Genomic DNA, 14,193 nt, shown 5'->3' on the forward strand with positions numbered 1-14,193 from the left:
GTAACAAAAAATTGTGACCCACGCTGAAGCATTGCAGAAAAAATCAGCAGCAGGCCGCGACCCTTTTCGCCATTGGCTATTCTTAGCGCAATACCGGACCGCTGGAATCTAGACTGATGAGTTCTGCTCCCTCTTCGGCACCACTCTTCACCCGATCACAGCGTCGTTGTCATCTGCTGCTGCTATTGTATCTGCCCACTCCCGCGCTAACGCTCGAAAAACTCTGTCAGTTAAACGGCGTTGACGCTGTCGTCGCCCGACAGGATATCGAAGATGTCGGGGATGAGATACAGCGTTATCACCAGCTGGAACTGCATCAAATGGTGGACGGCAGCTTTCGCATTCACGGCACCGAGCTGGATCGGCGACTTTGCCTGCTGCACTGGCTGCGGCGCGGGCTGCGCTTGTCGGAAAACTTCGTGCGCGACCATTTTGCCGCGCCGCTGCGCCAGCGCCTGAAAGCCATGAAAATAGAAAAAGCGCTCTACGACGAGATAAATTTGCAGGCGCTGATCCAGCACTGCAGCCTGAAGCTCTCCCGCGACTTTAGCGCGCGCGACCGCCTGTTTCTGCAAATCTTTATGAAGTATGGGCTGATGCAGCGCCAGCCGGCTCTGTTCAACGAGCGGCAGCGCGCCTGGCTTCAGCAGAAGTATGAGCGCGAGGCGGCGATGGACGTCATTCTTCACTGGCAAAAGCGCTGTCACCTGGCGCCGCATATCAGCGAAGCGGACTTCTGGACGCTGCTGTTCAGCCTGATCCATGCGCCTGGCCCTGATACGCTGCACCATCCCGGCAGCCAGCAGCTGATGCGGGAAACCAGACAACTTATCGCCAGATTCGAACAGCTGGCCGAGCTGCGCTTCGGCGAACCTCAGGAATTGACGGAGCAGCTCTATACGCATCTGGCGCAGGCGCTGGATCGCTCCCACTTCGGCATCGGCATTGATAACAGCGTGGCGCTGGACGTCACGAAGCTCTATCCGCGCCTGCTGCGCACCACGCAGCAGGCGCTGGACGGGTTTGAAACCACCTACGATCTGCGTTTCAGCCAAGAGGAGGTTAGCCTGATTGCGGTGATATTCGGCGCCTGGCTGATGCAGGAAAACGCGCTGCAGGAGAAGCAGGTTCTGCTGCTGACCGGCGACAACGCCCGTCTTGAACAGCAGCTTGAGCAGCAGATCCGCGAAATTTCCCTGCTGCCGATCAATATCAAATATCAGGATATGAGCGACTTCCAGCGCGACGGCGCACCGCGTGAAATCGCGCTGGTGATCTCCCCTTACGCCACCTCGCTACCGCTCTATTCGCCGCCGCTGATCCACGCCGAGCTGCCGCTGAGCGAACATCAGCAGCAGCGTATTCGGGCGCTGCTGGAGGCTTAAGCCGCACGCGGCCGCAAAAAGAGTGCGGGCAGCGCGACCAGCGCCATCACCCAGAAGAGATGGCCCTGCAGCGGGGTAAACAGCACGCCGCAGATCATGGTCATTACCGCGATGCCGCCGCCCATCGCCAGCGCTGAGTAGATCGACTGCAGGCGGATAACGTCTGAACCGCTGCGCGCGGCGATAAAGCGCATCGCCGCCAGATGGCAGACGGTAAAGCTGCCGCAGTGCAGGATCTGCCCTACGATAAGCCAGGGTAGTTCAACGGTCGCACCCAGCAATGTCCAGCGCACCAGCGCGCAGATGCCGGAGAGCAGCAGCAAATCGCGCGCGCGCCAGCGTCGAAACAGGCGATTGCTCAGGGCGAAAATGACAATCTCCGCCACCACGCCAAGCGACCACAGATAGCCCACCACCGAAGCGGAATAGCCGCTCTGCTGCCACCATATCGCGCTGAATCCGTAATAGGCGGCGTGCGCTCCCTGCATCAGCGTAACGCACAGCATAAAGCGCCATACGCTGTTCTCACGCAGCAGATCGCGCCACGCCTGCCAGCCGCCGCCCGTCGCGCTGTGTCGCTCCTCGCCCTGCGGTCGGGTAAGCGGTGGCAGCAGCATGCCGCCCAGCATCGCCAGCACGCCGACGGAGAGCAGCGCCAGAATCGCCTGCGATGACCAGTGGTTGACCAGCAGTCCGGTAAGCGCCGAACTGATAACAAACGCCAGCGATCCCCACAGCCGCACCGGGCCATATTTCAGTCCGATCTGCTGGGTCCAGGTGGCGGCCAGCGCATCGCTGAGCGGCACCAGCGGCGAAAAGAAGAGGTTAAAGCCTACCATAACCAAGAGTAGCCACAGCCACTGCTGCCCTATCCAGTATCCGGCGGCAAACAAGCAGGTCAGCAGCGCCAGCAGTCGCAGCGCGGCGATCAGCTGCGCTGGATGCTTCACCTGCGAAGCGATCAGCAAACTGCCCACAAAGCGCGCCACCATCCCGCAGCCGAGCAGCAGACCGATTTTCTCCGCATCAAGGCCGGTACCTTTTAGCCAGACGCCCCAAAAAGGCAGATAGATGCCGTAGCAAAAAAAGTAAGTGAAATAGCCGAGACCGAGCCATTTTGACGAGCCGATCGCCATTCTGCCTCCCGCAGTGAAGGGTCCATAGAAGATAATTGCGCGTTACTCTAACTTAAAAAAGGCAATAAAAAAGGATGGCCGAAGCCATCCTTAATCGCGGTCACACAAGCTCAGGCTTATGCGTAAACCGGCAGACGAGCGCAGACTTCCAGCACTTTCTGTTTGGTGCGTTCGATAGTCGCTTCATCGTTGATGTTGTCGAGCACGTCGGCAATCCAGCCCGCCAGCTCGCGAACTTCCGCTTCTTTAAAGCCGCGGCGAGTTACAGCAGGCGTACCGATACGCACGCCAGAGGTGACGAACGGGCTTTTCGGATCGTTCGGCACGCTGTTTTTGTTAACGGTGATGTTGGCGCGGCCCAGCGCGGCGTCCGCCTCTTTACCGGTCAGGTTTTTGCTGACCAGATCGATCAGGAACAGGTGGTTATGGGTGCCGCCTGAAACGATGTCATAGCCGCGTTCGATCAGCACTTCCACCATCGCTTTGGCGTTCTTAGCAACCTGCTGCTGATACGCTTTAAACTCCGGCTCCATCGCTTCTTTAAACGCCACCGCTTTACCGGCGATAACGTGCATCAGCGGACCGCCCTGCCCGCCAGGGAAGACGGCGGAATTGAGTTTCTTGTAGAGCTCTTCGTCGCCGCCTTTCGCCAGAATCAGGCCGCCACGCGGACCCGCCAGGGTTTTATGGGTGGTAGAGGTGACGATATGCGCGTGCGGAACCGGGTTCGGATAGACGTCAGCGGCGATCAGACCAGCCACGTGTGCCATATCGACGAACAGGTAAGCGCCGACGCTGTCAGCGATTTCACGCATTTTCGCCCAGTCGCACACGCCAGAGTAGGCAGAGAAGCCGCCGACGATCATTTTCGGCTGATGGGTTTTCGCCAGCTCTGCCAGCTCGTCATAGTCGATTTTGCCGCTCTCATCGATGCCGTAAGGCACGACGTTATAGAGTTTGCCAGAGAGGTTTACCGGCGAACCGTGAGTCAGATGACCGCCATGCGCCAGGTTCATGCCCAGAATGGTATCGCCCGGCTTCAGCAGCGCGGTATAAACGGCGAAGTTAGCCTGAGAGCCAGAGTGCGGCTGCACGTTGGCGTAGTCGGCACCAAACAGCGCTTTAGCGCGATCGATGGCCAGTTGTTCAACGATATCAACATATTCACAACCGCCGTAGTAGCGTTTCCCCGGATACCCTTCCGCGTACTTGTTGGTGAGCTGCGAACCTTGCGCCTGCATTACACGTGGGCTGGTGTAGTTTTCAGAAGCAATCAGTTCAATGTGCTCTTCCTGACGCACTTTCTCTTGCTCCATCGCCTGCCATAATTCGGCATCATAATCGGCAATGTTCATTTCACGCTTTAACATCCGCATCTCCTGACTCAGCTAACTTTTAACGGCGGTTTAGGCTCCCTTAGGGAGCAAAGGCCAACAGTGTAAACCGTTTTGCCAGGTGACGGTAGCGCCAATTCCTCATTGCACGCAAACGATTGGCTTGCCGCTGGCAAAGGATTTTTACGCTTTCTTCCCCTGCACCGACACCGCGATTTTTCCTCAGGTTGTGACGTAGATTTTTTCAATTTGTATTTAAAGCTTGCCACTAAAATAGCCCGATTTTTTTCCGGGTTATTTACAACTGCTGAGGCGCGATCATAACATGCATTTAAAATGCAACTTTAAGCAGCCTGAGGAACCACCATGCTTGACGCACAAACCATCGCTACCGTGAAATCTACCCTTCCCGCCGTCGCCGCCGTCGGGCCGAAGCTCACCGCTCACTTTTACGATCGCATGCTTTCGCAGCATCCAGAACTGAAAAACGTGTTCAATATGAACAACCAGCGCAACGGCGACCAGCGCGAGGCGCTGTTTAACGCCATCTGCGCCTACGGCGCGAATCTGGATAATCTGGCGGCTTTACTGCCTGCGGTAGAAAAAATCGCGCAGAAGCATGCCAGCCTGACGATCAAGCCGGAACAGTACGCTATCGTCGGCGAGAACCTGCTGGCGACGATTAAAGAACTGCTGAATCCAGGCGATGAGGTGCTGGCGGCATGGGGTCGCGCTTATGGCGTGCTGGCGGATGTGTTTATTAAGCGCGAAGAGGCGATTTACCAGGAAACCGAGCAGCAGGAAGGCGGCTGGCGCGGAACGCGCGCGTTCCGCATTAGCGCTATTGAGGATCAAAGTTCGGTCATCAAAAGCTTTACCCTGACGCCGGTCGATGGCGGCGCAGTCGCAGCCTTTAAGCCGGGCCAGTATATTACCGTTCGTCTGCACCCCGCCGGTTTTGAGTTTCAGCAGAATCGCCAGTACTCGCTCACGCATACCAGCAATGGCAAAACCTACCGCATTGCGGTGAAACGCGACGCCCAGGGCACCGTTTCCGGCTGGCTGCATGAAAACGCGCAGCCAGGGGATGTGCTGGAGCTGACCGCGCCGCACGGCGACGTATTTATGGACGTGACGACCGACACGCCGGTGGCGCTGATCTCTGCGGGCGTGGGCGTGACCCCGACGCTGGCGATGCTGCATGCGCTGGCCGAACAGCAGCATGCCGCGCCGGTGACCTGGCTGCACGCGACGGAAAACGGTGCGCAGCACGCCTTTGCGGATGAAGTGGCCGAGACGGGCGCTCGCCTGCGCGACTTTGAAAAGCGCGTCTGGTATCGCGTGCCGGACGCCGCCGATGCAGGCCGGTTTGATGCTGAAGGTATGATGGACCTGGCCAGCGAAGCCGCGCGCCTGCAGGATCCGCGTACGCAGTTCTGGCTGTGCGGGCCGGTAGGCTTTATGCAGTTTATTGCCGGTCAGCTACGCGATATGGGCGTTGATGCCTCTCGCATTCACTATGAAGTGTTCGGCCCGCATAAAGGGCTGTAAGGCTATATCAGGAGCAGGCTACAGGCGATACCTGAGCCTGCACGCGGGTGATATGGACCGAGGAGCAAAGCGTCCCGCACCAGGGATGGCGCGGGCCGAGCTGGCAGGGATGCCGTTTTGCGTCTTTGCGATCGGGCCATATCACCCGCGCTGGCACCCAGCCAACAGACAAAGCCCGCAAGCAGGCTTTTATCTTTCACAGGCGAAATTAGATCGCCTCTTCATCCTCTTCGCCGGTACGGATACGCACGACGCGCGAGACGTCAAAGACGAAAATCTTACCGTCGCCGATTTTGCCGGTCTGCGCGGTTTTCATAATGGTTTCCACGCAGGTATCGACAATATCGTCGCCCACCACCATTTCAATCTTCACTTTCGGCAAAAAGTCGACCATATACTCCGCGCCGCGATAAAGCTCGGTATGCCCTTTCTGGCGGCCAAAGCCTTTAACTTCAGAAACCGTCATCCCGGTGATGCCGACCTCGGCTAAGGCTTCGCGCACATCATCGAGTTTGAATGGTTTGATAATCGCATCAATCTTTTTCATGTCAGACCCTTTTCTCACTCCCTCCGTGGCCGGATGGGGTGCTGTAAGTGTATACCCGCAGCGTCAGGCTACAGGGGCGTCGCCCGCAACGCATCCCGCCCGAAGGGGCATTTATCAACGCTTTCAGACGCTTCATCGCGCCAGAAAGCTACTCTTTAAAATCGCTGGCGTCCAGTTCATGTCGGGACAGCAGCTTATAAAATTCGGTGCGATTACGCCCGGCCAGCCGGGCGGCATTAGTGACATTGCCTTTAGTCATCTGCAGCAGCTTACGCAGGTAGTTAAGCTCAAACTGGTTTCGCGCCTCGACAAAGGTTGGCAGAACGCTGTTCTCTCCGCTCAGCGCCTGCTCGACCAGCGCATCGCTGATCACCGGCGACGAGGTGAGCGCCACGCACTGCTCAATAACGTTCACCAGCTGACGCACGTTGCCCGGCCAGCTCGCCGTCATCAGACGCTTCATCGCATCCACCGAGAAGCTGCGCACAAAGGGTTTATGTCGATCCGCCGCCTGGCGCAGCAGATGGCTGGCGAGCAGCGGAATATCTTCTGTGCGCTCATGCAGCGCGGGCAGCTTCAGATTAACCACGTTAAGCCGGTAAAAGAGATCCTCGCGAAACTCTTTTTTCTCCATCGCCTTTGGCAAGTCGCGGTGCGTCGCAGAGATAATGCGCACGTTAATATCGATATCATGATTGCTGCCGAGCGGTCGGATTTTGCGCTCCTGCAGTACGCGCAGCAGTTTCACCTGCAGCGATGGCGGCATATCGCCAATCTCATCCAGGAACAGCGTGCCCCCTTCCGCCGCCTGAAACAACCCTTCACGCGCGCTTACCGCGCCGGTAAAGGCGCCTCTGGCGTGCCCGAACAGCTCTGACTCCAGCAGCTGTTCCGGCAGCGCGCCGCAGTTAATGGCGATAAAAGGTTTGTCCGCACGCGGGCTGGCGGCATGGATCGCCTGTGCCAGCACCTCTTTGCCGCTGCCACTCTGGCCGTTAATCAATACGCTGACGTCAGACTGCGCCACCATATGCGCCTGCTCCAGCAGACGCAGCATCGTCGGGCTGCGGGTGACGATCGCCTCGCGCCAGCGGTCGTCGCTGGCTGGTGCGCGCTGCGCCAGCGCATCGTCAATCGCTTTATAGAGCGCATCACGGTCCACCGGCTTGGTGAGAAAGCTGAATACGCCCTGCTGCGTGGCGGAAACGGCGTCAGGAATGGAGCCGTGTGCAGTAAGGATAATCACTGGCAGGCTGGGATTGTGCTTCTGAATTTCGCCGAACAGCGCCAGCCCGTCCATCTCATCCATACGCAAATCGCTGATCACCAGATCGATCTTCTCTTTCTGCAACAGGCGCAGCGCTTCCGGCCCGCTGGCAGCGGTGGTCACCTGATAGCCTTCGCTAGTGAGACGCATGCCCAGCAGCTTCAGCAGGCTGGGATCGTCATCTACCAGCAGCAAACGTGCGGATTGTCTGGCCATTAAGGCTCCTCATGTTGCGAGGCTTCCGGCGCATGGCCGCCCTCTGTAACGTCCGGCGCTTTGCGTGAAGAGAGCTGGCGCTCAATATCGGTCAGGCGCTCCAGCTTATGCTGCGTGTCATTAAGGGTTTTACGCATCTGCGCATCCTGCTGGCGCAGCGCATCAAGCTGTGCATCGCTGCTTTGCTGTAAATGCGCGAAGCGCGAACGCGTTTCGCTGAGATCGAGCTGAGCAACCTGGTTGCTGCGCCACAGCTGGATCAGCGGACGCACCGCGCCAGGGAAACGGCTGCTGTATTCGTCCAGCGCCTCGACATAATCGCGTCGCTCCAGCGGCGTGACGTTGCCGTTAGCCATCAGAATGCCGTTTTTAAACGCGCGCGCCCAGCCTTCAACCGGCCAGCGATGCGCTTCGGCGCGCGCCTCTGCGGGCGACAGGCGCTCGGCGCAGTCGATGGCGCGCATCCAGTAAAGCGGATTGCCCGTCGCCGCCGCGCTTTCGTTGCGCCAGACGCTGGCGCAGTCAGTCGCCAGATAATCGGGAAGCCTGACCTCCGGCTCGGCGACGATGGCGTCGCGATGCGCGGACGAAGCGGCCGGGGAGGCGTTACAGCCGCTGAGAGAAAGGCTCAGCAGCGCTGTAAAAAGTGAGGCGAAGACGATGTTCATCTGTCAGAGTTTCCCGGCTGTGTGATTCAGTACGATACGAAAACAAACGTCGGCATCTTTGCTGTCAACCAGCTGCAGATCCCCCTGCATGCGACGCAGACAATCTTTAGCGATGCTCAGTCCCAGCCCGCTGCCTTTAACCGGCCCTTTGCGCTGCAGACTGCCCTGAAAAAAGGGCTCGAATATCATTTCCCGTTCTTTCGCGGGAATCGGCGTGCCGCTGTTAGCCACCTCTATCCATACTTTATCGCCCTGTAGCTGGCTGCGCAGCCAGATGCTACCGGATTCGCCGCCATAGTTCACGGCGTTAGAGTATAAGTTGTCAATCACGCGCATCAGCAGCACAGGTTCGGCGAGGCAGCGCTTCGCCTGTAGATCGCAATGCACATGCATCTGCTTGGCGCGCGCCGGCAGCGCATGGGCGCTCACCACCATATCCACCAGGTCAGCAATATCCACCGCTTCCAGCGTCGTAGGGCCTTCTGACTGTTTACGGTTGTAGTCGAGCAGCTGTTCAATCAGGCGCTGCAGATGACGGCTGCTGGTATCCAGGATCGCCACTACCTCTTTCTGGTCACTGTTCAGCGCGCCGACCACTTCGTCCGCCAGCAGTTCGGTGCCTTCACGCAGGCTGGCGAGCGGCGTTTTCAGCTCGTGGGAGAGATGGCGCAAAAATTCATGGCGCTGCGTCTCCAGCCACGCCAGCCGCTCGCTAAGCCAGACGATGCGCTGACCAAGCGAGCGCAGTTCGCGCGGTCCGCGAAAGGCCACGCTCGCGCCCAGTTCGCGCCCTTCGCCGAGCCGGTTAATCATGCGCTCGACGCTTTTGACCGGTCCGATAATCATACGGGTGAAAAGCAGCACCAGCGCCAGGCTGACGATAAACAGAATAAGCGCCTGCCAGCCGAAAAACTGGCCGCGATCGGCGATTTCACGCTGCAGCTGCAGCCCGCGCGCGAAGACTACTTCCCGCGTCTCCTGCACCAGCTGCGCATTAGCGGCGGAAAAGCGCTCCAGCGCCTGCGAGGCAGCAGCGACCGGATTACCGTTATCGCACTGCAAATCGGTTAACTGCGGCAGCGTTGCGCGCAGCGTCTGGAACACCGCCAGCGCAGGCAGGCTGGAAGCGTGAGAATCGAGTATCTGGCTGTATCGTGCGCGCTGGGTTTGATAGAGGCGCGACAGGGTGGCGTCGCCCAGTACGCAATACTGGCGATAGCTGCGCTCCAGCTCCAGCGCGGTACGCGCCATCGCCTCGCTGCGCCGCACGTCGGTAAAGGTATTGCGATTGGTATCGACAGCCTGATCGCTTAAGGCTGACAGACTTTCCCAGGCCTGCCATGCCAGCACCAGCAGCGGCAACAGCACCAGTAAAAACGCCATCAGCACCAGCTGGCGCAACGATCGGGGAAATAAACGCCATCTTCTCACGCGGTCGCTTCCTTTAATAAACGCTGTAAGGATGCTAGCGAAGTCCGCCGGTGGAAGATAGAGCGGAAATGAAAACGGCAGGCCTTCTGGCCTGCCGTGAGAGCGACGCCGCAGCATCGCCGAAAAAGAGGTGGAGCCTAACTCAACGTTTCGCCCGATGCTTGATAACGTTGCAAAGCAAGCGATTATCGGCTGGTGGACGGCAGGCTCCGTTTGGTGCGTCATTCAGTTTTTATGAGCTCTGCCGCAGTGCGGGGCAATCATAAACAGGAGAATGAGCCACGTAGTGATATTAGCAAACTTCGTGCCAGAAAATAAATAGCATTTTTTTTCAGACGGTTGCCCGCGTTAGCGGCTATTGCCGCCGTGATGCGCGAAAGCTGAAGCGCATATCTGTCGCCAAATACCAACACATCTGCCCAGCACGCGATTATGGGTTATTTATCAGTAAGATATATGTCTCCTTTTAGAGACAGCCTAAAGGGGAAATGTCGCTGTTTCCCAACACTTATAAAAAAAGGAGACATCGCTGTCTCCTTTTTGCCTGCTTACCAGATTTATCCTAGCTGCTTACGCGCATTGCGGAAGATGCGCATCCACGGGCTATCCTCGCCCCACTCAGCCGGATGCCAGGAGTTGCTCACCGTACGGAATACGCGCTCCGGGTGCGGCATCATAATCGTGACGCGCCCGCTTTCGTTCGTTACCGCCGTAATGCCGTGAGGCGAGCCGTTCGGGTTAGCCGGGTAAGATTCGGTGACTTTACCGTAGTTATCGATAAAGCGCAGCGCGACCAGACCTTTCGACTCCAGCGCGGCCAGATGCGCGCCGTCACGCACTTCCACAAAGCCCTCGCCGTGAGAGACCGCAATCGGCATATGCGAGCCTGCCATGCCGTCCAGCAGCAGAGACGGGCTGACGGCCACTTCAACCAGGCTGAAGCGCGCTTCGAAACGCTCAGACTGGTTGCGCACAAAGCGCGGCCAGAGGTCACTGCCCGGGATCAGCTCGCGCAGATTCGACATCATCTGGCAGCCGTTGCACACGCCAAGCGCCAGCGTCTGCGGACGATGGAAGAAGTTCTCGAACTCATCGCGCACGCGGTTGTTGAACAGAATAGATTTTGCCCAGCCCTCGCCAGCGCCCAGCACGTCGCCATAAGAGAAACCGCCGCAGGCCACCAGTGCCTGGAACTCTTCCAGCCCGCGACGTCCCGCGAGCAGATCGCTCATATGCACGTCAACCGCCGTGAAGCCAGCGCGGTGGAAAGCAGCCGCCATCTCAACATGGGAGTTAACGCCCTGCTCACGCAGCACTGCGACGCGCGGACGCGCGCCGGTAGCAATCATCGGCGCAGCGATATCCTCTTCCGGTTTAAAGGTCAGGTGAACGTTCAGGCCGGGATCGTTATCGTCTTTACGCGCCTCATGCTCCTGGTCGGCGCAGAGAGGGTTATCGCGCAGACGCTGCATCTGCCAGCTGGTTTCGCCCCACCAGGTGCGCAGCGTGGTGCGGCTTTCGCTGTAGATCGCGCTGTCGCCGGAACGAATAACAAAACGATCGCCGCGCTGCGCGCTGCCCAGAACGTGACTGCAGCCTGCCAGTCCCTGCTCCGCCAGTACCTTCTCAACCGCATCGCGATCTTCCGCTTTAATCTGAATAACCGCGCCCAGCTCTTCGGTAAAGAGCGCCGCCAGCGCGTCGCTGCCCAGCGCGGCGATATCGACATCGATGCCGCAGTGGCCGGTAAAGGCCATTTCCGCCAGCGTCACCAGCAGGCCGCCGTCTGCGCGGTCGTGGTAAGCCAGCAGTTTCTGCTGCGCCACCAGCGCCTGCATCGCATTGAAAAAGCCAGCCAGCTGCTGCGCATCGCGCACGTCGGCCGGTTTGTCGCCCAGCTGACGATAAACCTGCGACAACGCGGTCGCGCCCAGCGTATTCGCGCCGTTGCCGAGATCGATCAGCAGCAGCAGGTTTTCACCCTCTGCCTGCAGCTGCGGCGTCACGGTGCGGCGCACATCTTCCACGCGGGCGAAGGCGGTGATCACCAGCGACAGCGGCGCGGTCATTTCGCGCTGCTCGACGCCTTCCTGCCAGCGGGTTTTCATCGACATAGAGTCTTTGCCCACCGGGATAGTGATGCCGAGCGCAGGACAAAGCTCCTCGCCTACCGCCTTGACCGCTTCGTACAGGCCTGCATCTTCGCCCGGATGACCTGCGGCGGCCATCCAGTTAGCGGAGAGTTTCACGCGCTTGAGATCGCCAATCTGCGTCGCCGCAAGGTTGGTCAGCGCTTCGCCCACCGCCAGACGGCCCGAAGCGGCGAAATCGAGCAGCGCGATCGGGGCGCGTTCGCCCAACGCAAAGGCTTCGCCGTGATAGCTGTCGAGGCTGGCGGTAGTAACCGCGCAGTTCGCGACCGGGATCTGCCACGGGCCGACCATCTGGTCGCGCGCCACCATACCGGTCACGGTACGGTCGCCGATAGTAATGAGAAAGGTCTTCTCCGCCACGGCTGGCAGATGCAGCACGCGGTTTACCGCATCGCTGAGGGTAATGCCGTCGCGCAGCAGCGGCTCCCCTTTTGCCTGCTGCGTCACTACGTCACGCGTCATCTTCGGCGTTTTGCCCAGCAGTACGTCAAGCGGCATGTCGATAGGCGTGTTGTCGAAATGACTGTCGCTCAGGCTCAGGTGCTGCTCTTCGGTCGCTTCGCCGATAACGGCGTAAGGGGCGCGCTCGCGCTGACACAGCGCGTCGAATTCAGCCAGCTTCTCTGGCGCCACCGCCAGCACGTAGCGCTCCTGCGACTCGTTACACCACACTTCCAGCGGGCTCATGCCCGGCTCATCGTTAAGGATATCGCGCAGGTTAAAACGGCCGCCGCGACCGCCGTCGCTCACCAGCTCCGGCATGGCGTTGGAGAGACCGCCCGCGCCTACGTCGTGGATAAAGAGAATCGGGTTCTCTTCGCCCATCTGCCAGCAGCGGTCAATCACCTCCTGACAGCGGCGTTCCATTTCCGGGTTATCGCGCTGCACCGAGGCGAAATCGAGATCGGCGTCTGACTGGCCGGAGGCCATAGATGAGGCCGCCCCGCCGCCCAGGCCGATATTCATCGCCGGGCCGCCCAGTACGATCAGCTTCGCGCCGACGGTAATTTCACCTTTCTGCACGTGGTCGGCGCGGATATTGCCGATGCCGCCCGCCAGCATAATCGGCTTGTGATAGCCGCGCAGCTCAACGCCGTTATGGCTGCTGACCTGCTCTTCATAGGTGCGGAAATAGCCGTTCAGCGCCGGACGCCCAAATTCGTTATTGAACGCCGCGCCGCCCAGCGGGCCTTCGGTCATGATGTCCAGCGCGCTGACGATGCGGTCCGGCTTGCCGAAATCCTCTTCCCAGGGCTGCTCAAAGCCTGGGATACGCAGGTTCGACACCGAGAAACCGACCAGACCGGCTTTCGGCTTCGCGCCGCGCCCGGTGGCGCCTTCGTCGCGGATTTCACCGCCGGAGCCGGTCGCCGCACCTGGCCACGGCGAGATCGCCGTCGGGTGGTTATGGGTTTCTACCTTCATCAGGATATGTGCTGCTTCCTGATGGTATTCATATTCGCCTTTGCGCGCGTCGGCGAAGAAGCGCCCTACCTCTGAGCCTTCCATAACCGCTGCGTTGTCTTTATAGGCTGACAGCACATGATCCGGCGTGGTCTCAAAGGTATTTTTAATCATTTTAAACAGCGACTTCGGCTGTTTTTCGCCGTCGATAATCCAGTCGGCGTTGAAGATTTTATGACGGCAGTGCTCAGAGTTGGCCTGCGCGAACATATAGAGCTCGATGTCGTTCGGGTTGCGTCCGAGGCGCTGGAAAGCCTCCAGCAGGTAGTCGATTTCATCGTCCGCCAGCGCCAGACCCAGCGTACGGTTAGCCTCTTCCAGCGCCTGACGGCCGTTATTCAGCACGTCTACGCTCTTCAGCGGCTGCGGCTCATGATGGGCGAAAAGCGCCTCTGCCTGCGAAAAATCGCTGTAGACGGTCTCCATCATGCGGTCGTGCAGCAGCGACTGAAGCGCCTGCCACTGCGTTTCCGTCAGCTGCGGCGCCTGCACATAGAAAGCCAGGCCGCGCTCCAGGCGTCGCACCTGCGGCAGATCGCAGTTGTGCGCGATATCTGTCGCTTTGGAAGACCAGGGCGAAATGGTGCCGGGACGCGGCGTGACCAGCAGCAGACGGCCTTGCGGCGCATGTTCGGCGAGAGAAGGACCGTATTTCAGCAGGCGCTGCAGGCGCGCTTTTTCATCAGCGTTCAGCGGTGCGCTGACATCGGCAAAATGGACGTACTCGGCGTAAATGTCACTCACCGGCAGGTGAGCGTCCTGAAAGCGGGTCAGCAGTTTGTTTACACGAAATGCCGACAGGGCGGGCGAACCACGCAGAATTTCCATCATTTAATCTCTCGTCAGAGCGCCGTGCGACGCTTCAAGGGGCACAACAGCAGAAAACGGGCGGTATTATAGAGAAACACCCCGCCCGACGAAACCGTTTGCGCATAATTTCTCTGACCACGGAATTGCCTGAAATTTGCGCAAAACCTGCTTTATAAGTTGCTCTGCGCTGCTGAGTTGCGCAAAATGCCCCTCGCTCTGAGAGTTTAAAAA

9 protein-coding genes are annotated in these 14,193 nt (G+C 59.1%); 2 read left to right on the forward strand and 7 right to left on the reverse strand.

The genetic code is table 11. From position 1 onward, the window contains the following. Positions 1 to 116 precede the first annotated feature (116 nt). A complete protein-coding gene (gene csiE, locus B3797_RS13450; RefSeq protein WP_311782943.1) occupies positions 117 to 1,385 on the forward strand; it encodes a stationary phase inducible protein CsiE in 1,269 nt (422 codons plus the stop codon). On the opposite strand, the gene B3797_RS13455 is transcribed toward csiE, so the two are convergent. Together B3797_RS13455 and glyA are read right to left on the reverse strand one after the other, a co-directional pair. Next, positions 1,382 to 2,521, reverse strand: coding sequence for a 3-phenylpropionate MFS transporter (locus B3797_RS13455; protein ID WP_311782944.1), 1,140 nt, complete (start codon positions 2,519 to 2,521; stop codon positions 1,382 to 1,384). The genes csiE and B3797_RS13455 overlap by 4 nt on opposite strands. Before the next feature lie 116 nt (positions 2,522 to 2,637). Next, the gene (gene glyA / locus B3797_RS13460; RefSeq protein WP_311782945.1) at positions 2,638 to 3,891 is read right to left on the reverse strand and encodes a serine hydroxymethyltransferase; all 1,254 of its coding nucleotides are present in this window, start codon (positions 3,889 to 3,891) and stop codon (positions 2,638 to 2,640) included. Between the two features lie 330 nt (positions 3,892 to 4,221). On the opposite strand from glyA, the gene hmpA reads away from it, so the two are divergent. After that, a complete protein-coding gene (gene hmpA, locus B3797_RS13465; RefSeq protein ID WP_311791338.1) occupies positions 4,222 to 5,406 on the forward strand; it encodes an NO-inducible flavohemoprotein in 1,185 nt (394 codons plus the stop codon). A 208-nt stretch (positions 5,407 to 5,614) separates the two neighbouring features. Here the strand turns inward: hmpA and glnB are convergent, their stop codons facing one another. The 5 genes from glnB to purL form a co-directional block, all read right to left on the reverse strand. After that, positions 5,615 to 5,953: a nitrogen regulatory protein P-II gene (gene glnB / locus B3797_RS13470; protein WP_033753971.1), complete on the reverse strand. Its 339-nt coding sequence runs from the start codon at positions 5,951 to 5,953 to the stop codon at positions 5,615 to 5,617. 148 nt (positions 5,954 to 6,101) lie between these two features. Then, positions 6,102 to 7,436 (reverse strand): two-component system response regulator GlrR, encoded by a 1,335-nt coding sequence (gene glrR / locus B3797_RS13475; RefSeq protein WP_311782947.1) that lies wholly within the window; start codon positions 7,434 to 7,436, stop codon positions 6,102 to 6,104. Next, positions 7,436 to 8,104 carry a two-component system QseEF-associated lipoprotein QseG gene (gene qseG, locus B3797_RS13480; protein ID WP_311782948.1) on the reverse strand — a complete coding sequence of 223 codons (669 nt, stop codon included), beginning with the start codon at positions 8,102 to 8,104 and terminating at the stop codon, positions 7,436 to 7,438. The genes glrR and qseG overlap by 1 nt, the downstream gene beginning before the upstream one ends. Before the next feature lie 3 nt (positions 8,105 to 8,107). Continuing rightward, positions 8,108 to 9,535, reverse strand: coding sequence for a HAMP domain-containing sensor histidine kinase (locus B3797_RS13485; RefSeq protein WP_311791339.1), 1,428 nt, complete (start codon positions 9,533 to 9,535; stop codon positions 8,108 to 8,110). A gap of 557 nt (positions 9,536 to 10,092) precedes the next feature. Beyond that, a complete protein-coding gene (purL, locus tag B3797_RS13490; RefSeq protein WP_311791340.1) occupies positions 10,093 to 13,983 on the reverse strand; it encodes a phosphoribosylformylglycinamidine synthase in 3,891 nt (1,296 codons plus the stop codon). Positions 13,984 to 14,193: the final 210 nt, after the last annotated feature.

It is taken from the genome of Pantoea sp. UBA5923 (genome assembly GCF_002431095.1).
Lineage (GTDB): Bacteria > Pseudomonadota > Gammaproteobacteria > Enterobacterales > Enterobacteriaceae > Pantoea > Pantoea piersonii.